The following is a 22279-nucleotide window of genomic DNA, read 5'->3' as shown; positions in this document are numbered from 1 at the left end:
CGTAGGGCGGGTAAGCGACGCGCACCCGCCGATTTTGTTGGCGTTACGCCGCCTTGGCCGACGACTCGAGGAAGTCCTGCGCGAAGCGCTGCAGCACGCCGCCCGCTTCGTAGATCGCCACTTCCTCCGCGGTGTCGAGGCGGCAGGTCACCGGCACTTCGACGCGTTCGCCATTCTTGCGCGTGATGACCAGCGTCAGCGTCGCACGCGGAGTACGCTCGCCAACCACGTCATACGTTTCGGTGCCGTCGATGCCCAGCGTCTTGCGGTCGACGCCCGGCTTGAACTCCAGCGGCAGCACGCCCATGCCAACCAGGTTGGTACGGTGGATGCGCTCGAAGCCTTCGGCGACAATCGCCTCGACGCCTGCCAGGCGCACGCCCTTGGCCGCCCAGTCGCGCGACGAGCCCTGGCCGTAGTCGGCGCCGGCGATGATGATCAGCGGCTGCTTGCGCTCCATGTAGGTCTCGATCGCCTCCCACATGCGCGTGACCTGGCCTTCCGGCTCGATGCGCGCCAGCGAACCGGCCTTCACCTTGCCGTCGACCTGCACCATCTCGTTCAGCAAGGTCGGGTTGGCGAAGGTCGCGCGCTGCGCGGTCAGGTGGTCGCCGCGGTGTGTCGCATACGAGTTGAAGTCCTCTTCCGGCAGGCCCATCTTGTGCAGGTATTCGCCCGCCGCGCTGTCGAGCATGATGGCGTTGGATGGCGACAGGTGGTCGGTGGTGATGTTGTCGCCCAGGACCGCCAGCGGGCGCATGCCCTTCAGCGGGCGCTCGCCCGCCAGCGCGCCTTCCCAGTACGGCGGACGGCGGATGTAGGTGCTCGGCGCGCGCCAGTCGTACAGCGGGCTGACCTTCAGGCCGTCGTCTTCCTGCTTCGCGAACATCGGGATGTAGACCTTGCGGAACTGGTCCGGCTTGACGCTTGCCGCGACCACTGCGTCGATCTCTTCGTCGCTCGGCCAGATGTCCTTCAACAGGATCGGCCTGCCGGAAGTGTCATGGCCCAGCACGTCCTTCTCGATGTCGAAGCGGATGGTGCCGGCGATGGCGTATGCCACCACCAGCGGCGGCGACGCCAGGAAGGCCTGCTTGGCGTATGGGTGGATGCGGCCGTCGAAGTTGCGGTTGCCCGACAGGACAGCGGTGGCGTACAGGTCGCGCTCGACGACTTCCTTCTGGATCGCCGGATCGAGCGCCCCGCTCATGCCGTTGCAGGTGGTGCAGGCAAATGCGACCACGCCGAAGCCCAGCTTTTCGAGTTCCGGCATCAGGCCGGCTTCTTCGAGGTACAGCGCGACGGTCTTGGAGCCTGGCGCGAGCGAGCTCTTGACCCACGGCTTGCGGGTCAGGCCAAGCTTGTTGGCGTTGCGCGCGATCAGGCCCGCCGCGATCATGTTGCGCGGGTTGTTGGTGTTGGTGCAGCTGGTGATGGCGGCGATGATGACGGCGCCGTCAGGCATCAGGCCCGGTTCGTTCTCGACCACGCCCGAAATGCCGCGCGCAGCCAGTTCCGAAGTCGGCACGCGCTTGTGCGGGTTCGACGGGCCGGCGATGTTGCGGACCACCGACGACAGGTCGAACTTCAGTACGCGCTCGTACTCCGCGTTCTTCAGGCTGTCCGCCCACAGGCCGGTTTCCTTCGCGTAGGTCTCGACCAGCTTGACCAGTTCGTCGTCGCGGCCGGTCAGCTTCAGGTACTTGATGGTCTGCTCGTCGATGTAGAACATCGCGGCGGTGGCGCCGAATTCAGGCGCCATGTTGGAGATCGTCGCGCGGTCGCCCAGGGTCAGGTTGGACGCGCCTTCGCCGAAGAATTCGAGGTAGGACGAGACGACTTTTTCCTTGCGCAGGAATTCGGTCAGCGCCAGCACGGTATCGGTGGCGGTGATGCCTTCCTGCGGCTTGCCGGTCAGCTCGACGCCGATGATGTCCGGCAGGCGCATCCAGGATGCGCGGCCCAGCATGACGCTTTCGGCTTCGAGGCCGCCGACGCCGATGGCGATCACGCCGAGCGCGTCGACCATCGGGGTGTGCGAGTCGGTGCCCACCAGGGTGTCGGGATAGGCCACGCCGTCCGTCACCTGGATAACCGGCGACATGCGCTCGAGGTTGATCTGGTGGAGGATGCCGTTACCCGGCGGGATCACGTCGACGTTCTTGAACGCCTTCTTGGTCCAGTTGATGAAGTCGAAGCGATCTTCGTTGCGGCGGTCCTCGATGGCGCGGTTCTTGTCGAAGGCGTCAGGGTCGAAGCCGCCACATTCGACGGCCAGCGAGTGGTCGACCACCAGCTGGGTCGGCACCACCGGGTTGACCAGCGCGGGGTCGCCGCCTTCGGCAGCGATGGCGTCGCGCAGGCCGGCCAGGTCGACCAGCGCGGTCTGGCCCAGGATGTCGTGGCAGACCACGCGCGCCGGGAACCACGGGAAGTCGAGCTCGCGCTTGCGTTCGATGATCTGTGTCAGCGATGCGGTGAGCGTTACCGGGTCGCAGCGGCGCACCAGGTTCTCGGCGAGCACGCGCGAGGTGTACGGCAGCTTGTCGTAGGCGCCGGGCTGGATGGCTTCGACCGCTGCGCGCGTGTCGAAGTAATCCAGCTTTGTGCCCGGCAGGGGCTTGCGGTTTAACTTGTTCATCATGAATCTCTTTACTTGCGGGCCGAGATAGGCACGAACTGCAGGTCGTCAGGACCGACGTAGTTGGCGCTCGGACGGATAATCTTGTTGTCGATGCGCTGCTCGATGACGTGCGCGGCCCAGCCGGATGTGCGCGAAATGACGAACAGTGGCGTGAACATCGCGGTCGGTACGCCCATCATGTGGTACGACACGGCCGAGAACCAGTCCAGGTTCGGGAACATCTTCTTGATGTCCCACATCACGGTTTCGAGACGCTCGGCGATGTCGAACATCTTCATCGAACCGGCGTCGCGCGACAGCGAGCGCGCCACTTCCTTGATCACCTTGTTGCGCGGATCGGAAATGGTATACACAGGGTGGCCGAAGCCGATGACGACTTCCTTGTTCTCGACGCGATTGCGGATGTCCGCTTCCGCTTCGTCGGCGTTTTCGTAGCGCTTCTGGATTTCCAGCGCCACTTCGTTCGCGCCGCCATGCTTTGGACCGCGCAGCGCGCCGATCGCGCCGGTGATGGCCGAGTGGATGTCCGAACCCGTACCCGCGATCACGCGGGCGGTGAAGGTCGATGCGTTGAACTCGTGCTCCGCATACAGGATCAGCGAGGTGTGCATCGCCTTTTCCCAGCTCTTCGGCGGCTTCACACCGTGCAGCAGGTGCAGGAAGTGGCCGCCGATGGAGTCGTCGTCGGTTTCGACGTCGATGCGCTTGCCGTTGTGGCTGAAGTGGTACCAGTACAGCAGCATCGAGCCGAACGACGCCATCATGCGGTCGGCGATGTCGCGCGCGCCCGGCGCGTTGTGGTCGTCCTTCTCCGGCAGCACGCAGCCGAGGGTGGACACGCCGGTGCGCATCACGTCCATCGGGTGGCTCGACGCCGGCAGCGCTTCCAGCGCCGCCTTCACCGCCTGCGGCAGGCCGCGCAGCGATTTCAGTTTGGTCTTGTAGCCATTGAGCTCGGCCTGGTTCGGCAGCTTGCCGTGCACCAGCAGGTATGCGATCTCTTCGAATTCGGAAGTGTCGGCGACGTCCAGGATGTCGTAGCCGCGGTAGTGCAGGTCGTTGCCGGTCTTACCGACCGAGCACAGTGCCGTATTACCGGCGGTGACGCCGGACAGTGCGACCGATTTTTTTGGCTTGAAACCTGCTGCTTGTTGCTCACTCATTTTCTTATCTCCCTTGGATATCGTCGATTACTTTTTCTGCGCTGCGAACAGCGCGTCGAGCTTTTGCTCGAAGTCGTGGTAGTTGATGCGCTCATACAGCTCCATGCGGGTCTGCATGGTGTCGACCACGTTCTGCTGGGTGCCGTCGCGGCGGATCGCGGTGTACACGTTCTCGGCCGCCTTGTTCATGGCGCGGAAAGCGGACAGCGGATACAGCACCAGGCCGACGTCGGCGCCCTTCAGTTCTTCCGTCGTGAACAGCGGGGTCGAGCCGAACTCGGTGATGTTGGCGAGGATAGGCACGCCGACAGCCTTGGCGAACTTCGAATACATCGGCAGGTCGGTGATGGCTTCAGGGAATACCATGTCGGCGCCGGCTTCCACGCAGGCGATGGCGCGGTCCACTGCCGCTTCCAGGCCTTCGACCGCCAGCGCGTCGGTGCGCGCCATGATGACGAAGCTGTCGTCGGTGCGCGCATCGACCGCGGCCTTGATGCGGTCGACCATCTCCTGCTTGCTGACGATTTCCTTGCCCGGACGGTGGCCGCAGCGCTTGGCGCCGACCTGGTCTTCGATGTGGATCGCAGCCGCGCCGAACTTGATCATCGACTTGACGGTGCGCGCCACGTTGAAGGCGGACGAACCGAAGCCGGTATCGACGTCGACCAGCAGCGGCAGGTCGCACACGTCGGTGATGCGGCGCACGTCGGTCAGCACGTCGTCGAGGTTGGAGATGCCGAGGTCGGGCAGGCCGAGCGAGCCGGCTGCGACGCCGCCGCCGGACAGGTAGATGGCGCGGAAACCGGCGCGCTTTGCGAGCAGCGCATGGTTGGCATTGATGGCGCCGACGACCTGCAGCGGCGATTCTTCCCGGACTGCGCGACGGAACAGTTGGCCTGGTGTTTCTTTCATGTGACTTCCCCCTAAGAAATGCGGTGGTACGGCGAATGCATCCATAGATTGCAAGGGCCGTGCCAGCTCATCGCGGGCACCGTACGTCCTTTGCACAATAGGCGAAAACATCGAAGATTCAATGCCTTGCGTGCAAACGATGCAAATATTATTTATTTGACAAGTTCGCCAATATGTTTCACGTTGCGTTACAGTGAAACATCGGTGGAACATATGAAGTAGAATTGCAACATGAGCTTCCCTGCCCCTGGCCCCCTCGACAATACCGACAAACCGGTCATCTGGACGGTCTCGGCATCGCGCCTGTCCGACCTGTTCCGCGACATCACGCTGGAATACGACCACCTTGCGGCGATCGAGCCGATCAACCTCGGCTTCGACGAAGCGGCGCGCCATATCCGCGAACGCATGGCGGCCGAGCGCTGCGACGTGGTGATCTCCGCCGGTTCGAATGCGGCTTACCTGAAGGGGCGCGTGTCGGTACCGGTCGTCGTCGCGAAGGCCAGCGGCTTCGACGTGATGCAGGCGCTGGCGCGCGCGCGGCGCGTCTCAAACCGCATCGGCGTGATCACCTACCAGCAGGAGATGCCCGAGCTGGCCGAATTCAGCGCCACCTTCGACGTGCCGATCGCGCAGCGCACCTACGTGACCGAGGAAGACGCGCGCGCCCAGATCAACGACCTGAAGGCCGCCGGCGTGCAGGTGATCGTCGGCGCCGGCCTGATCACCGACCTGGCCGAGGAAGCCGGACTGACCGGCGTGTTCGTGTATTCGGCGGCGTCGATCCGCCAGGCCTTCGATGACGCGCTGGAGATGGCGCGCCTGACGCACCTTGAATCGAACCGGGCGCGCCGCTCGGTGGTGGCCGACACGCTGCGCGCCAAGCATGGCCTGAACGACCTGCGCGGCGTGTCCGGCGCGATGGAGAAGCTGCGCCAGGCGGTGGTGCTGTATGCCCGTTCGCCCGCCACGGTGCTGATCCAGGGCGAAACCGGCACCGGCAAGGAGCTGGCGGCGCAGGCGATCCACCGCGAAGGCCCGCGCAGCCTTGGCGCCAACCGCCCCTTCGTCGCCGTCAACTGCGGCGCCATCGCCGAATCGCTGCTCGAATCCGAACTGTTCGGCCATGAGGAAGGCGCGTTCACCGGCGCCCGCCGCGGCGGCCATGCCGGCCTGTTCGAAGCGGCCAACCGCGGCACGCTCTTCCTCGACGAGATCGGCGAGATGCCGCTGTCGCTGCAAACCCGTTTGCTGCGCGTGCTGGAAGAACGCGAAGTGGTGCGGGTCGGCGGCACGCGTCCGGTTGCCATCGACGTGCGCGTCATCAGCGCCACCCACTGCGACCTCGAAGAGCGCGTGCGCGAGGGCCGCTTCCGCGCCGACCTGTTCTACCGTCTCGCCGTGCTGCGCATGTCGCTGCCGCCGTTGCGCGAACGCCCGGAAGACGTGGCTGTGCTGGCCGAATGGTCGCTGAAGAACGCGCTGGCGGCGCTGGGCGCGCGCCCGCATCCCAACCTGCATGCCGAGATCGGCGCGTGCGCCCCCCTGCTCGAACGCTACGGCTGGCCGGGCAATGTGCGCGAGCTGCGCAACCTGGCCGAGCGCCTGGCCCTGTTCCTGGCCGCCGAACCGCTGCAGTCACTGACGCCGGGATTCCTGCTGTCGGTCGCGCCCGAACTCGGGCGCCTGCCCGAGTCCCCCCTTCCCCTGGCGCTCCGCCGCCGCAGCTGCCGCTGGAAGAATCGGTGGAAGACGTCCTTGCCCGTTTCGGCGGCCGCCGCGACGAGGCCGCGCAATACCTCGGCATCAGCCGCACGACGCTGTGGCGCAAGCTGCGCAAGCAGGCCTGAGACCGGCAACGCGCCACGATTCCCCTGCGCGTCAAAGCAAGATTCCAAAAAACAGTGCAGAATTGTCATGATTACCGGCCGCCGAAATTCCTTTCCACAACTATAGAGCGCGCCCCCGGCGCTGCCTATTAAAGCCGCTGAAGCCCACAAGGCGACCGCAGCGGCAATGGAGACAAGCAATGCCACAGACACCGCAACCCGCGCTGTTCTCACTGATCGGCAACACCCCGCTGGTCGAAGTCACACGCATCGACACCGGCCCCTGTCAGCTGTTCCTCAAGCTCGAATGCCAGAATCCCGGCGGCTCCATCAAGGACCGCATCGGCCGCGCCATGATCGAAAAGGCGGAGGCCGACGGCCTGCTGCAGCCCGGCGGCACCGTGGTCGAGGCTACGGCGGGCAATACCGGCATCGGCCTCGCCCTGGTAGCCCGCATCAAGGGCTACCGCGTGGTGCTGGTCGTGCCCGACAAGATGGCGATCGAGAAGGTGCTTCACCTGAAAGCACTGGGCGCCGAGATCCACCTGACGCGATCCGACGTCGGCAAGGGCCATCCCGAGTATTACCAGGACTACGCCGCGCGGCTGGCGCGCGAGATACCGGGCTCCTGGTTCGCCGACCAGTTCAACAACCAGGCCAACCCCTACGCGCACGAATCGACCACCGGCCCGGAGCTGTGGCAGCAGAGCGGCGAGCGGCTCGATGCGATCGTCGTCGGCGTCGGCTCGGGCGGCACCCTCACCGGCCTGTCGCGCTACTTCGGCGCCGTGCATCCGGAGCTGGAGTTCGTGCTGGCCGACCCGAAAGGCTCGATCCTGGCCGAGTACGTCGAGACCGGCAAGCTGTCGGAGGTGTCGGGATCGTGGGCGGTGGAAGGCATCGGCGAGGACTTCATTCCCGGCATCGCGGACCTGTCGCGCGTTCACCGCGCGTTCACCATCACTGACGAGGAAAGCTTCAATAGCGCGCGCCTGCTGCTGCGCGAGGAAGGGATCCTGGCCGGGTCGTCCACTGGCACCCTGCTGGCGGCCGCGCTGCGCTACTGCCGTGCGCAGACCACGCCCAAGCGCGTGGCGACCTTCGTGTGCGATACCGGCACCCGCTACCTCACCAAGGTGTACAGCGACGGCTGGATGGTCGACCAGGGCCTGCTCAAGCGCCCGATGCTGGGCGACCTGCGCGACCTGATCGGCCGCCGCTACGACGAGGGCGACGTCGTGACGGTGGCGCCGTCCGACAACCTGCTGACGGCCTTCAACCGCATGCGCAGCGCCGACCTGGCGCAGCTGCCCGTGATCGACAACGGCAGGCTGGTTGGCCTGATCGACGAATCCGACCTGCTGCTCCACGTGACCACCGCCGGCGGCAAGTTCGCCGACCTGGTAAGCACCACCATGGCGGCGCAACTGCGCACGCTTCGTCCGGGCGCCAGCATGCAGCAGCTTCGCGAGATAATCGACCTGGGCCTGACCGCCGTCATCACCGACGACGGCCACTTCTACGGCCTGATCACGCGCTTCGACCTCCTCAACCATCTTCGCAGGACGCTATCGTGAACGAATCGAACAACAAGAAACACATCGCCACCCGTGTCATCCACGGCGGCCAGTCGCCCGATCCAAGCACCGGCGCGGTCATGCCGCCGATTTACGCCACCTCCACTTTCGTGCAGCAAAGTCCCGGCGTGCACAAGGGCCTCGATTACGGGCGTTCGCACAACCCGACCCGCTGGGCGCTGGAACGCTGCGTGGCCGACATCGAGAGCGGCTCGCAGGCGTTCGCATTCGCATCGGGCCTGGCGGCTATTTCAACGGTGCTGGAGCTGGCCGACAGCGGTTCGCACATCATCGCGGGCGACGACATGTATGGCGGCACCTACCGCCTGTTCGAACGCGTGCGCCGGCGCAGCGCGGGGCATGATTTCAGCTATGTCGACCTGACCTCGCTCGATGCGCTGCTGGCGGCCACCAAGCCGGAGACGCGCATGGTGTGGGTGGAGACGCCGACCAATCCGATGCTCAAGCTGGCCGATCTCGAAGCGATCGCGAAAATCTGCCGCGAGCGCGGGATCATCTCGGTGTGCGACAACACCTTCGCCAGCCCGATCGTGCAGCGGCCGCTGGAGTTCGGGTTCGACATCGTGGTGCACTCCACGACCAAGTACATGAACGGGCATTCGGACATCATCGGCGGCGTGGCGGTGGTGGGCACCGAGCCGCACCAGCGCGAGTGGGCCGAGCAGCTGGGCTTCCTGCAGAATTCCGTGGGCGCGATACAGGGGCCGTTCGACAGCTTCATGGTGCTGCGCGGGATTAAGACCCTGGCGCTGAGGATCGAGCGGCACTGCACCAATGCGCTGGCGCTGGCGCAGTGGCTGGAACGGGAGCCGAAGGTGCGCAAGGTGCTTTATCCGGGGCTGGAGTCGCATCCGCAGCATGCGCTGGCAAGGCAGCAGATGAATGGGTATGGCGGGATTATTTCGATTGACCTGAACACCGACCTTGCTGGGGCAAGGCGCTTCCTGGAGCGGTGCGAAGTGTTCACCCTGGCCGAGAGTTTGGGTGGCGTCGAGAGCTTGATCGAGCATCCGGCGTTGATGACGCATGCGACCATTCCGCCCGTGCAGCGGGCGGAGTTGGGGATCAGCGATAGCTTGATCCGGCTTTCAGTCGGCGTCGAGGATCTTGAAGATCAGCGGGACGACTTGAAGGCCGCGCTGGCGGCGATTTAAGCGAACGCTCGTAGCGCAAGCGTCCCGCTATTTGCCGAATGGGCGCGGAGGCAGTGAGCGCAAATAGGCCGTTAGCGCAGCCATGTCCGCGTCGTCGATGTTCTTGTAGTGCTGGAAGGCCATCGGCGGCTTGTAGGGCTGGCCGTTGCGGTCGACGCCTCCACGTACCGCTTTGGATATCTGCGCGTCGGTCCAACCCTTCAGTCCCGATTCGTGCGGCGTCAGGTTGCGCGATACGCTGTCACCCCACGGGCCGGGGAAGCTGCGGCCGCCCGAGCCGAGGCTGGCCGTCACCAGCATTCCCTTCTGGTCGCGCTGCGTGTGGCATTCCATGCAGTGGCCGATCGTCGACAGGTACTCGCCGTACTTGACCTTGTGGGCGCGCGACGGCGCCTTGACCTTCTTGACTGGCGGACCCCAGCTCGGAGGCATCGGGAAGTTGAACGTGCTTTTCGGGACGGCGTTGCGGACCGCGGGCTCGGTGCGCAGCACGGCGACGATCGCGTTGACGTCGTCGTCCGACAGGTGGCGGTAGAACTCGACCGGCATCGGCGGGCCGATCAGGCTTCCGTCGGGACGGACGCCCTCGCGGATCGCCTTGACCAGCTGGGCGTCGGTCCATTTGCCAACGCCGGTCTCGCGGTCCTGCGTGACGTTGGGCGCGTAGGCCTTGAACATCTTGTCGTCGAAGGGCATCCCGCCGGACATGCCCTTGTCGGCGAGGTACTCGCCGCGCGGACCGCGCGCCATGTGGCAGTTGGCGCAGGCGACCACGCCGTCCATCAGGTACCTCCCCCGTTCGAGCGTGGCCGCCGACGGCGGCGCGGCGGCCGCGATGTTGGCGACACAGACCATCAGGATGGCTAAGGCGGCAGGCCGGCTCGACGAATTGCGCATGGTGTTCACCTCGATAGGAACGACACAGACGACGGGACTGGAGCGACCAATCCTAGCGCAGCGTTAGCATCAAGTAAATATTCTTTGATACGCAATCTATCGAGTGTTGCGCTTCCGGCACGCGCATCTCAACGCTGGCCGGCCACCCAGCGCTTTACCCCTTCCAGCATCTTGTCGAGGCGCGCGCGGTCGTGCACTTCGCCGCGGCTCACCACCATCCGGATCTTGCGGGTGGCCTTGATGTCGGCCAGTGGGTCGGCGTCGAGCACCAGCAGGTCGGCCGTCTTGCCGGCGCCGATGCTGCCGTAGCGATCCAGCTTGCCGAGGAAGCGCGGGCCGTTGACCACGGCGCTTTGCAGCGCCTGGTGCGGCGTCAGGCCGTGTTTGACGTACAGCGCGATTTCGTCGTGCAGCGCCTGGCCGGGGTAATCGAAGGAGTTGAGGAAGCCGGCATCGGTGCCGGCGATGACGCTGACGCCTTCCTGTGCCAGCATCGGCAGCAGCGCGGCGGACTTTTCGTAAACCGCGTGGCGCAACGCGATCGCCTCCGGCGTGTCTTGGGCGGCGCGCTTGACGCGCCAGTCGTAGGTCTCGCGCAGGCCCTTGCCGATGTATTGCAGGTAGCTGTCTTTACTGTGGTCTTCCTGGTCGAGGTAAGCCGTGATGCGCGATACCGACAGCGTCGGCACGACGGCCGTCCCGCGTGATGCCATGTGGCGGAAGGCGGCGCGCGCGGTGGCTTCGTCGTAGCTTTCGATGCTCAGGCGGTTCACTTCGCGGCCGGTCAGCTTGCCGGCGGCGACCTGCGCCGCCAGTTCGGCCTCGCGCGGCGTGGTGGCGCGCAGCAGGTAGCTCAGGTGCTCCACCGTGCCCAGGCCCGCGTCGAAGGCGCGCGCCAGCGGCATCTGTCCAGGCAGGTGGCCCGAGGTGCGCATGCCGCGCTCCTTGGCCTGGCGCAGCGCCTCGAGATAGATCTCGGGCGTCATCGTATTCTCGGTGATCTTCACGAAGTCGACCTTCTGCGACTGCAGCTGGTCGAGCGCCTTGCTCACGTCCTGCGGCGTGCCGACTTCGATGGTGCCTTTCCACAGCGGCTTGATGCCTTCGAGCTTCTGCCCTGAGGCGAAGATCGTCGGTCCGGCCATCTGGCCCGCCGCGATCTTCTGGCGCCAGCTCAGGACCGTGTCGGACAAGTCGCCCGCGCAGTCGCGCACCGTGGTGATGCCGTGCGCGATGTAAAGCGGCAGCAGCTGCCTGTTCTCTTCGATCAGCGCTTCGCCGCCGCCGAAGTGGACGTGGCTGTCCCACAGGCCGGGCATCAGGTATTTACCGGGTAGTTTGATGGTCTTCTTCGGCGCGTAGTTTTTCAGTTCGGCGTCGTTGACGACGGCGACGATGGTGTCGCCTTTCAGGAGCACGGACTTACCGGTCGCGCGGGTCCCGGCAGCGACGTCGATGATGGTGGCCCTGGTCAGCGCGACGTCGACGGCGATGCGGTCGGTGGCATGGGCGGCGGTGAAGAGGCCGGTGGCCAACAGGGCCGCGGCGAGTTTTTTCATGGGATGCATGGCGGAATTCCTAGGTTGTTTGCTTTTCAGAACGTTACACTAGAAGAACATCCTTGGCCGTGTCAACCGCAACGCGCCCTTGGACCCGAAAAAAAACCCGCACAGTGCGGGTTTTTCATTCGCGCTTGCGCGCTTACTCGATTTCGACCGTTTCGGCCGGCGCCGGCGGCGGCGCGACATCGCCCTCGGGGAACTCGAGGACGACGCTGTCGTTGTCGTCCAGGTCCACCGTGATGCGTCCACCGTTGACCAGGCGGCCGAACAGCAGCTCGTCGGCCAGCGCCTTGCGAATCATGTCCTGGATCAGGCGGGCCATCGGACGGGCGCCCATCTGCGGATCGAACCCTTTCTTCGCGAGGAACTTGCGCAGCTTCTCGGTAAAGACGGCTTCGACCTTCTTCTCGTGCAGCTGCTCTTCCAGCTGCATCAGGAACTTGTCGACGACGCGCAGGATGATCTCTTCGTCCAGCGCGCGGAAGCTGATGGTCGCGTCGATGCGGTTGCGGAACTCAGGCGTGAACATGCGCTTGATGTCGGCCATCTCGTCGCCCTGTGCCTTCGAATCCGTGAAGCCCATCGAACGCTTGGTCAGGCTCTCGGCGCCCGCGTTGGTGGTCATGATGATGATCACGTTGCGGAAGTCGGCCTTGCGTCCGTTGTTGTCGGTCAGCGTGCCATGGTCCATCACCTGCAGCAGGATGTTGAAGATGTCCGGATGGGCCTTCTCGATCTCGTCCAGCAGCAGCACCGCGTGCGGCTTCTTGGTGATGGCTTCGGTCAGCAAGCCACCCTGGTCGAAACCGACGTAGCCCGGCGGCGCGCCGATCAGGCGGCTGACGGCGTGGCGCTCCATGTACTCGGACATGTCGAAGCGAATCAGCTCGATGCCGAGAATGAAGGCCAGCTGCTTCGCCACTTCGGTCTTGCCGACGCCGGTAGGACCGGAAAACAGGAAGGAGCCGATCGGCTTGTCGGTCTTGCCCAGGCCGGCGCGCGCCATCTTGATGGCCGACGACAGCGCGTCGATCGCAGGGTCCTGGCCGAACACCACGTTGCGCAGGCCGCGGCGAGGTCTGCAGCTTGCTGCGGTCGTCCTGGTTGACGGTTTGCGCGGAATGCGGCGCGATCTTGGCGATAATGTTCCTCGATCCGGTTTTTCCGATGGTTTTTTCTGCTTCGACTTCGGCACAGGATGCGGTTGCGCCGCACCGGCTTTCGTCGATGACGTCGGATGGCCGTGTCCGGCAGGTGGCGGTCGTTATGAAGCGGGCGCCAGTTCAGCCGCGGTCGACAGCGCGACGCGAGTACTTGACGCCGTGGTGCTCGTCGAAGGCGCGACTTCAGGCCGCGCAAGATTTGCAGGTCTGCTCGACCGACGGCTCGTTGACGGTCCCATTTCTGGAAGCGGCGTCGACAGTGCATGGTCCTTCGTCGAACACGCCGCGGGAAACTCCTAAATGTTGGTCGCGCCGAAATGCACTTGAGCGGCCGTTGGAGAGCGCGGGCTTGAGCAGGTGGACGCGTCGACGTGCCGCCGACGCCGAACCGGGCGCCGATGATGGTGTGGATCTCGTCGATGAACAGGATGCCGTCGGCATGTCCTTCAGCTGCTTTGAGCACGGCCTCAGCGCTGCCTCGAAGATCGCCGCGCATACTTGGTGCCGGCCAGCAGGCGCCGCCCTCAGTCCATGCGAATAGACAATTCGCCGTTGTTCAGGATCTCGGGCACGTCTCGCCCTGGGTGAGTGCGCCATCCAGGCCTTCCGCGATGGCGGTCTTGCCACGCCGGCTTCGCCAAACGAGCAGCGGATTGTTCTTGCAGGCGGCGGCACAGATGCTGGATCACGCGGTCGATTCTTCCTCACGGCGAATCAGCGGCTTCCTGCCTCGAGACGCAGCTTGTTCAGGTTTTGCGTGAACTGGTGCGAGGGGCTCTCCTTGGCCTGGCCTTCGACCTGGCTTCCTCGACGCCTCATCGGACGTTCTTCTGGCTGTCGACTGCTGTCCTTGCGCACGCCGTTGGGAAATTTGAAATTGACCACGTCGAGGCGGTGACGCCTGCTGGTGCAGGTAGTACACCGCGTGGCGATCCTGCTCGCCGAAATGGGACGAGCACGTGGCGCCGGTCACTTTCCTCTTGCCGTTGAAGCGGACGGACGGAGTGATGGCGCGCTGGATCACACGCTGGAACCCGAGCGTAGGCTGGGTGTCGACTCGCGGTACCCGGCACGAGTCGGCGTGTTGTCGCCAATAAAAGTTGGTCAGGTCGCGCAGGTCTTCGAATGTTGACCGCGGCCGCAGGCGCGCAGGACTTCAGCGGCGGACGGATTGTCCAGCAGCGCCAGCAGCAAGTGTTCGACAGTGATGAATTCATGCCGTGCCTGCCGGGCTTCGACAAAGGCCATGTGTAAAGAAACTTCTAATTCCTGCGCAATCATACTTCCTCCATCACACACTGCAGGGGATGCCCCGCTTTGCGCGCATGCGTTAATACAAACTCCACTTTGGTACACGCTATATCTTTGGAAAACACGCCGCACACTCCCTTGCCATGGCGGTGAACGGAAAGCATGATCTGCGTCGCCGTTTCGCGATCCTTGTTGAAGTACTCCTGGATGATGGCCACAACAAACTCCATCGGAGTGTAGTCGTCATTCAGAAGTGCCACCTGGTACAGCGGAGGCGGTTTGACGACCTGCCGTTCCAGCACTTGTTCGGTATCTTGCTTGGTTGCCATACGCTTATTCTAAGGCTTTCAACGATGATGCAATGCATAAACATCAGGGCATTTCATTTGTTTTTCCATCTTACGCGTTTTCCAGTCTCAGCGCAGATGGCGGCCCGATTCAGAAAATCAAGAGTTGCTGTCGCGACTTTTGTGGAAAAAATGACAACAGCAATCCTAAACCACTTGACTTCAAAAATTATTCCGCCAACAATGCGGTTATCGACTTGTACTTATGTATTCGTTGATAAGATTGAGCAGCTGAGGAGGGGGCAAGAAGCTTCTTGCTTTTATGGCTCGTGTGATTTGTTAATATTTGAAAGTTCTTTTATGGCAACAGGTACAGTTAAGTGGTTCAATGATTCCAAAGGCTTTGGCTTCATCACTCCAGATGACGGCGGCGAGGATCTGTTCGCGCACTTCTCCGCAATCAACATGAACGGTTTCAAGACCCTCAAAGAAGGTCAAAAAGTTCAATTCGAAGTCACGCAAGGCCCTAAAGGCAAGCAAGCTTCCAACATCCAGTCGGCTTAATCGGCAGACATCGATGTTAAAGAACCCCGCTTAACGCGGGGTTTTTTTACGCCTGGTGAAAACATCAACCAGCCTGCGCCGGCACACTTTCCGGCGCTGAATGGGCCTTGTCGTCGTGAATCATGCGCTGCGCCCGAACGGAAGTTCATGTACTTCGCCCGTTTGACGACGATTTACGAATGCATCCTGCGCCCCGCCTGCACGTTCGCGCAGCAGCGCCGTCAATTCCTGCATCGTGCGGTCGATCAAACTGAACTGGCTGTCGATCGCGTCGGTATAGATGTTGAAAAACTCGGCGGAATCGAAGCTGAGCCGCTCAGCCCCGATCACCGTCTCCTCAACCAGGCGGAATGCGGTGTCGGCCGCTTCGGCGCTTTCTTTCACCGCTGCCGCCAGCTTCGCGCGGAGGGCCGGATGGCGCTGCGCAATCTGCTCGATCGCGCGCTTGGCGTTATAGTGATAGACCCTGGCCAGCGCAATCAGCGCCGACAGCTTCGAGCGGTCCTCCGCCGCGATCGCTTTCTTGAACAGGTGCAAGGTGCCGCGGGCGCGCGCCTGCCCAAGCGATTCGGTCAGGTTAGGCAGGTGGAACAGCGCCGCCATTGTCAACTGGTGGCTGTCGGCCTCGGGATCGAGCGCCAGCCCGAAATGGTCCGCCGTCTGGTCCAGCGCTTCCAGGAATTGAGCGATCAGCGCGGTATGACGGACCAGGCTCTGACTGCTTACGATGGATTTTCGTGACACGTCGCGGGCGAGCATGCTCCAGTGCCGCAGCGCCTCTTTCCATTTCGCGACAAGCCTCGAATCCTTGACGCTGCGTCCGATGATCGCATCGGCCGCGCCGATCGCCTGTTCCACTTCGGCCTGCTTCTGCCGGCGCGGAAACGACAGAGACTGGTTTCCGCCGAGGTAGCCGGCACAAATGCCCCGATGCTGTTGCGTCAGTTGGATCACGCGCAACAGCTGCTGGGACGGCTCGATGCCGGCCAGCTCGACTTGCGTACGCGCTCCCGCCGGCGGCGAGGCCAGCCGGAACAGCCGCCGCAGCGCGCGGGCCAGCGCCCCGGCCTGGTCGCGCATCGACTCGGCTGCCACCACTGACTGTCCGACCAGCGTCGCGTTTTCCTGCGTCGCGCGGTCGATCTGGGCCACCGCCTGGTTGACCTGCTCGATGCCGCTGCTCTGCTCGCCCGATGCCGACGAGATCTCGCTCATGATGGCGGTCACGCGCTGCACCGCCTGCTCGATCTCGCCCATCGTGCGGCCCGCCTGCGCCACCAGCGCCGAGCCGTTCTCGACCCGCGCCACCGAGTCGCCGATCAGTTCCTTGATCTCCTTCGCCGCAGCCGCGCTACGTTGCGCCAGGCCGCGCACCTCGCTCGCCACCACCGCGAAGCCTCGCCCTTGCTCGCCAGCGCGCGCAGCTTCCACTGCCGCGTTCAGCGCCAGGATGTTGGTCTGGAACGCGATTCCTTCGATCACGCCGGTGATGTCGGCGATCTTCTTCGAGGACTGGTTGATCTCTTCCATCGTGGACACCACCTGCTCCACCGCCGCGCCGCCGCGTTCAGCGATCGAACTAGCCTTCAGCGCGAGATCGCTGGCGGCGTGCGCGTTCTGCGCATTCTGTTTGACCGTCGACGTCAGTTCTTCCATGCTCGCCGCCGTCACCTCCAGCGAGGCCGCCTGCTCGTCGGTGCGCTCAGACTGGTTGGCGCTGCCCTGCGCGATTTCCCCGGAGGAGGTGGTGATCATGCCGGTCAATGCCTGCACCGCGCTCACAGTGTTGATCAGGCTGCTATTCATGTCCTGCAGCGCCTGCTGCAACTGGCCCATTTCATCCCGGCTTTTGACCTCTATGTGCGCGGTCAGGTCGCCCGAAGCGACTGCCTTGGCCACGCGCACGGCCTCGTTGATCGGTTGTGTGATCGCGCGGGTCAGGAAAAAGCCCACTGCGACTGCCGCCAGCATGATCAACGCGATCAGGCCCAGCACCGAGTATTGGGCGCGCCGCAGGCCGGCCACGCGCTCGCGCAGGATACCTGTCAGTTCCGTCATCGTGTGATCGCCAAGCGCGAACTGCGCGTCGATCGCGGCGCTGTACATCTTGAAGAAGTCACCGGAATTGAATGTCAATGCGTCCGGCTTGAGCACCTGTTCGTCGACTGCGAGGAACGCTTTGTCGGCGGCATCCGCGCTTTCCTTCAACGGCGCTGCCAGCCTGGCTTCAAGCGTCGCGTTGCGCGCCGTGATTTTCTCGATGGCGCGCCGCATGCCCTCGTATTGAACCCGGGTGACCGCGACCTGAGATGACAGCCGCGAGCGATCGCCGGGAGTGATGTCCTGCTGGAACAGATACAAGGTCCCCTTGGCGCGGACCTGGCCGAGCGATTCAGTCAGCTTGGGCAGGTAGGACAGCCCCGTCATCGTCAACTGGTGGCTGTCAGCCTCGGGGTCGAGCGCGAGTCCGAAATATTCCGACGCCTGGTCGAGCACTTCCAGGTAGGCCGCAATCAAAGAGGTGTGCTGGGTGAAGTTCTGCGTGCCCTGGATAGGCTTTTGCGCCACGTCGCGCGCCACTGCCTGCCAGTCCTGCAGCGCCTGGTTCCAGTTGGCGATGATCTTCGGATCCTGGATAGTGCGCTCCAGGATGGCGGTCGCTTCCGCGAGCGTCTTGTCCACCTCGGCCTGCTTCTCCGCGCGCGGCGACGCCAACGATTCGTTACCAGCCAGGTAGCCGGCGGACAGCTCCCGATGCTGCTGTGTCAGCTGGATCACGCGCCGCAGCGCCGTTGCCGGCGCGACTCCGGTCAGCTTGGTTTGCACCGCGCCGATAGCTGCATTGCTGGCGCGCAGGTAAATCACCAGGGGCGGCAGCGCCATCACGATCCCCAGGATACCGAAGATGGTCAGCTTCTGCCACATTCGCAAACGTCCAAGTAATGCACTCATGCCCTGACCTTTCTGTGCCTGCTCTGCGGATCGCGACTGAAATACAAAAAGGGCGTTCGTCCATGCCTTTCGGCATTCGACGAGACGCCCTTGTCACGATGAGTGGCGCCGTCGTTGGCGCGCGCTATTACATAAGCAAAGCATGTGCCAGGTCCCAGATGGATTGCGGCTGGCCGGATGACCGCACGCTGGCTCACGTGTGCCGACGGTACTCGAGGCGCACTGCGTGAGCGGAAACCTCATCGCGGTGCAACAGGCGGCAGCGACGCACGTTGATGGCATAACGCCGCGCTGATTTGGTGCGAATTGCAGAATTTTTTGATGGTCTCTACACCTATGGGACGAGCCAAAACAAAAGCCCTTGAATTTCCTTAGGAAAATCAAGGGCTTACAGGACGCGTCAGGAGACAGGATCACATGTTTTCGATCATCACGTCGCCGAAGCCGGAGCACGACACCTGGGTCGCGCCTTCCATCAGGCGTGCGAAGTCGTAGGTGACTTTCTTCGACGCGATCGATTTCTGCATCGATACGATGATCAGGTCAGCTGCTTCAACCCAGCCCATGTGGCGCAGCATCATTTCAGCCGACAGGATCAGCGAACCCGGGTTCACGTAGTCCTTGCCTGCGTACTTAGGCGCGGTGCCGTGGGTCGCTTCGAACATCGCAACCGAATCCGACAGGTTTGCGCCTGGCGCGATGCCGATGCCGCCAACCTGTGCCGCCAGCGCGTCGGAGATGTAGTCGCCGTTCAGGTTCAGGGTCGCGATGACGCTGTACTCTGCCGGACGCAGCAGGATCTGCTGCAGGAACGCGTCGGCGATCGAATCCTTGACGATGATGTCCTTGCCGGTCTTTGGATTCTTGAACTTGCACCATGGGCCGCCGTCGATCAGCTCTGCGCCGAATTCCTTCTGTGCCAGTGCGTATGCCCAGTCACGGAAGCCGCCTTCGGTGTACTTCATGATGTTGCCCTTGTGAACGATGGTCACGGAAGGCTTGTCGTTGTCGATGGCGTACTGGATCGCCTTGCGCACCAGGCGCTCGGTACCTTCGATCGACACCGGCTTGATGCCGATGCCCGAGGTTTCAGGGAAGCGAATCTTGTTGACGCCCATTTCCTTGGTCAGGAACTCGATCAGTTTCTTGACGCCGTCGGAGCCCTGCTGCCATTCGATACCCGCGTAGATGTCTTCCGAGTTTTCGCGGAAGATGACCATGTCGGTCTTCTCAGGCTGTTTCAGCGGCGAAGGCACGCCGGCGAAGTAGCGCACTGGACGCAGGCAGGTGTACAGGTCGAGCTGCTGGCGCAGTGCCACGTTCAGTGAACGGATGCCGCCGCCGACTGGCGTGGTCAACGGGCCCTTGATCGATACGACGTAGTCCTTCAGCGCATCCAGGGTCTCTTCCGGCAGCCATACGTCAGGGCCGTACACGGTGGTCGATTTTTCGCCGGCGAAGATTTCCATCCAGCTGATCTTGCGCTTGCCGCCGTAGGCCTTGGCCACCGCGGCATCGACTACCTTGATCATGACCGGGGTGATGTCGATGCCGGTGCCGTCGCCTTCGATGAAGGGAACGATCGGATTATCCGGGACCGCGAGCGACAGATCGGTGTTGACGGCGATTTTCTGGCCATCGGCCGGGACGGTGATATGTTGGTACATTGTGTTCTCCCAATTGGACTCGTGCGCGACTGCGACGTGGCGCGACCGCCCCCACCTTGGCTGGCGGCCACTCTTGCATAAACCATTAAGTTTATATCAATCAAAAGTGAAAACCTACTTTTGATTGGCTTAGTCAGACAAAAATCCCTGGCGGAGCCAGATGATTTTTAGAGGCAAAAGCCACGAAAGCCACTCTGGCCTCCTGAGCGCGCGTAAAAAAACCCGCCGCGGCCATCTTGACCGGGCGGGTTCTTTTCGGCCATCAGAGCACCAAGGCGGAAATTACGCCAGTGCTCCGAGCGCGTCGTTGAAGGTGGCGCTAGGACGCATGGCTGCGGACACTTTCGCCTCGTCAAGCTTGTAGTAGCCGCCCACATCGACCGGCTTGCCCTGCACGGCCAGCAACTCGGCCACGATCTTCGCTTCGTTCTCCGCCAGCGACTTGGCCAGCGGCGCGAAATGCGCGGCCAGTTCGGTGTCGTCGGTCTGCGCGGCCAGTTCCTGCGCCCAGTACAGCGACAGGTAGAACTGGCTGCCGCGGTTGTCGAGTTCGCCGGTCTTGGGCGACGGCGACTTGCGGTTGTCGAGCAACTTGCCGGTGGCGGCGTCGAGCGTGCTGGCTAAGATCTTGGCCTTGGCGTTGCCGGTCTTGAGGCCGAGGTCTTCGAAGGACACGGCGAGCGCAAGGAACTCGCCCAGCGAATCCCAGCGCAGGTGGTTTTCTTCCACCAGCTGCTGCACGTGCTTCGGCGCCGAACCGCCCGCACCCGTTTCGTACATGCCGCCACCTGCCATCAATGGAACGATCGACAGCATCTTGGCACTGGTGCCCAGTTCCAGGATCGGGAACAGGTCGGTCAGGTAGTCGCGCAGAATGTTGCCGGTAACCGAAATGGTGTCCAGACCGCGTTTCAGGCGCTCAAGCGTGTAACGCATCGCACGCACTTGCGACATGATCTGGATGTCCAGGCCGCTCGTGTGGTGGTCCTTCAAGTAGGTCCTGACCTTCGTGATCAGCTCGTTTTCATGCGGACGGTACGGGTCGAGCCAGAACACCGCCGGCATGCCGGAGTTGCGCGCGCGCGTGACGGCCAGCTTGATCCAGTCGCGAATCGGCGCGTCCTTGACCTGGCACATGCGCCAGATGTCGCCCTGTTCGACGTTTTGCGACAGCAGCACTTCGCCCGTTGCCAGGTCGGTGATGTTGGCCACGCCGTCTTCCGGGATCTCGAAGGTCTTGTCGTGCGAACCGTACTCTTCGGCCTGCTGGGCCATCAGGCCCACGTTCGGCACGGTGCCCATGGTCTTCGGATCGAACGCGCCGTGCCATTTGCAGAAGTTGATGATCTCCTGGTAAATGCGGGCGAAGGTACTCTCCGGAATCACGGCCTTGACTTCCTTCAGGCGGCCGTCGGCACCGTACATCTTGCCCCCGGCGCGTATCATCGCCGGCATCGAGGCGTCGACGATGACGTCGTTCGGCGAATGGAAGTTGGTGATGCCCTTGGCCGAATCGACCATCGCCAGCGCCGGACGGTTTTCCTGGCAGGCGTGGATGTCGCGTACGATTTCATCGCGCTGCGACACCGGCAGGTCGGCGATCTTGTTGTACAGGTCGGCCATGCCGTTGTTGACGTTGATGCCCAGGCTGTCGAACAGGGCGCCGTGCTTCTCAAACGCTTCCTTGTAGAACATGCGCACGCAGTGGCCGAACACGATCGGGTGCGACACCTTCATCATGGTCGCCTTGACGTGCAGCGAGAACATCACGCCTGTGTTCTTCGCGTCTTCGATCTGCTTTGCGTAGAACGCCAGCAGGGCCTTGCGGCTCATGAACATCGAATCGATGATCTCGCCGTCCTGCAGGGCCACCTTTTGCTTGAGCACGATGGCCTTGCCGCTCGTGGTGATCAGTTCCATCTTGACGTCGCGCGCGCCCTTGACCGTCATCGACTTTTCGCCGTGGTAGAAGTCGCCTTCGGTCATGTGCGAGACGTGGGTGCGCGAGGCTGCCGACCATTCGCCCATCGAGTGCGGGTTCTTGCGGGCGTATTCCTTGACGGCGCGGGGGGCGCGGCGGTCGGAGTTCCCTTCACGCAGAACCGGGTTCACTGCCGAACCGATGCACTTGGCGTACCTGGCCTTGATGTCCTTTTCTTCGTCGGTCTTCGGGGCGGCCGGATAGTCGGGGATGTCGTAGCCCTTGCCCTGCAGTTCCTCGATGGCCGCTTCCAGCTGCGACACGGAGGCGCTGATGTTAGGCAGCTTGATGATGTTGGCTTCCGGCGTGAGGGTTAACTTGCCGAGTTCCGCCAAGGCGTCCGGCACGCGCTGCTCGGGCTTGAGGCGCTCGGGGAAGGCAGCCAGGATGCGCGCCGCCACCGAGATGTCGCTCTTCTCGACGGTGATGCCTGCGGCTTTGGCGAAGGTGCTGACGACTGGCAGGAAGGCATGGGTTGCCAGCAGCGGCGCCTCGTCGGTCAGGGTGTAAATGATGGTCTGATCACTGCTCATGCGCTTTTCCTCGGTATTCGCGAACGGTGCCGCGATGGATAGGTCTGGATTCTGAAACTGGTTACAATTATGGATACGGGCCCCGAAGGTCTTCTATAAGACATAAGAGGCGCGTTTCACAT

The 22279-nt window shown here is 63.2% G+C and carries 12 protein-coding genes and 2 pseudogenes; 4 read left to right on the top strand and 10 right to left on the bottom strand.

Annotated features, from left to right (window positions below; genetic code table 11):
- Nucleotides 1-43: 43 nt before the first annotated feature.
- Genes acnD through prpB form a run of 3 tightly spaced genes read right to left on the bottom strand, consistent with a single transcriptional unit; the run spans nt 44 to nt 4719 of the window.
- Complete coding sequence (gene acnD / locus D3872_RS14915; protein WP_119811556.1) at nt 44-2641, bottom strand: Fe/S-dependent 2-methylisocitrate dehydratase AcnD; 2598 nt, start codon at nt 2639-2641, stop codon at nt 44-46.
- Between the two features lie 11 nt (nt 2642-2652).
- Nucleotides 2653-3807: a bifunctional 2-methylcitrate synthase/citrate synthase gene (gene prpC / locus D3872_RS14910; RefSeq protein ID WP_119811543.1), complete on the bottom strand. Its 1155-nt coding sequence runs from the start codon at nt 3805-3807 to the stop codon at nt 2653-2655.
- A gap of 27 nt (nt 3808-3834) precedes the next feature.
- On the bottom strand, nt 3835-4719 hold the full coding sequence (gene prpB / locus D3872_RS14905; protein WP_119811542.1) for a methylisocitrate lyase: 885 nt from the start codon (nt 4717-4719) through the stop codon (nt 3835-3837).
- 231 nt (nt 4720-4950) lie between these two features.
- Here prpB and prpR point away from each other — a divergent pair.
- From prpR to D3872_RS14890, 3 genes and pseudogenes are all read left to right on the top strand, one after another.
- Nucleotides 4951-6569: pseudogene (gene prpR / locus D3872_RS14900) on the top strand (propionate catabolism operon regulatory protein PrpR).
- A 179-nt stretch (nt 6570-6748) separates the two neighbouring features.
- Complete coding sequence (locus D3872_RS14895) at nt 6749-8125, top strand: pyridoxal-phosphate dependent enzyme (RefSeq protein ID WP_119811541.1); 1377 nt, start codon at nt 6749-6751, stop codon at nt 8123-8125.
- On the top strand, nt 8122-9300 hold the full coding sequence (locus D3872_RS14890; RefSeq protein ID WP_229459340.1) for a trans-sulfuration enzyme family protein: 1179 nt from the start codon (nt 8122-8124) through the stop codon (nt 9298-9300). The genes D3872_RS14895 and D3872_RS14890 overlap by 4 nt, the downstream gene beginning before the upstream one ends.
- A 27-nt stretch (nt 9301-9327) precedes the next feature.
- On the opposite strand, the gene D3872_RS14885 is transcribed toward D3872_RS14890, so the two are convergent.
- The 4 genes and pseudogenes from D3872_RS14885 to clpS form a co-directional block, all read right to left on the bottom strand.
- Entirely contained in the window at nt 9328-10197 is an 870-nt protein-coding gene (locus D3872_RS14885; RefSeq protein ID WP_147373892.1) for a c-type cytochrome, read from the bottom strand.
- Nucleotides 10198-10325: 128 nt separating this feature from the next.
- Complete coding sequence (locus tag D3872_RS14880; protein WP_119811539.1) at nt 10326-11765, bottom strand: amidohydrolase family protein; 1440 nt, start codon at nt 11763-11765, stop codon at nt 10326-10328.
- A 133-nt stretch (nt 11766-11898) separates the two neighbouring features.
- Nucleotides 11899-14203: pseudogene (locus D3872_RS14875) on the bottom strand (AAA family ATPase).
- Nucleotides 14200-14502: an ATP-dependent Clp protease adapter ClpS gene (clpS, locus tag D3872_RS14870; RefSeq protein WP_119811538.1), complete on the bottom strand. Its 303-nt coding sequence runs from the start codon at nt 14500-14502 to the stop codon at nt 14200-14202. Before clpS ends, D3872_RS14875 begins: the two are co-directional and overlap by 4 nt.
- 318 nt (nt 14503-14820) lie before the next feature.
- Here clpS and cspE point away from each other — a divergent pair, with 318 nt between their 5' ends.
- Nucleotides 14821-15024 (top strand): transcription antiterminator/RNA stability regulator CspE, encoded by a 204-nt coding sequence (gene cspE, locus D3872_RS14865; protein WP_008446468.1) that lies wholly within the window; start codon nt 14821-14823, stop codon nt 15022-15024.
- A 120-nt stretch (nt 15025-15144) separates the two neighbouring features.
- Here cspE and D3872_RS27070 read toward each other — a convergent pair whose 3' ends face one another.
- From D3872_RS27070 to D3872_RS14850, 3 genes are all read right to left on the bottom strand, one after another.
- Nucleotides 15145-17976 (bottom strand): methyl-accepting chemotaxis protein, encoded by a 2832-nt coding sequence (locus tag D3872_RS27070; protein WP_274381725.1) that lies wholly within the window; start codon nt 17974-17976, stop codon nt 15145-15147.
- A gap of 413 nt (nt 17977-18389) precedes the next feature.
- Complete coding sequence (icd, locus tag D3872_RS14855; protein ID WP_119811537.1) at nt 18390-19643, bottom strand: NADP-dependent isocitrate dehydrogenase; 1254 nt, start codon at nt 19641-19643, stop codon at nt 18390-18392.
- A 282-nt stretch (nt 19644-19925) separates the two neighbouring features.
- Nucleotides 19926-22157 (bottom strand): NADP-dependent isocitrate dehydrogenase, encoded by a 2232-nt coding sequence (locus D3872_RS14850; protein WP_119811536.1) that lies wholly within the window; start codon nt 22155-22157, stop codon nt 19926-19928.
- Between the last annotated feature and the right edge of the window lie 122 nt (nt 22158-22279).

It is taken from the genome of Massilia cavernae (assembly GCF_003590855.1).
GTDB lineage: Bacteria > Pseudomonadota > Gammaproteobacteria > Burkholderiales > Burkholderiaceae_D > Telluria_A > Telluria_A cavernae.
The sequence above is the reverse complement of the archived record's forward strand: the minus strand, read 5'-3'. Positions and strand labels throughout refer to the sequence as shown.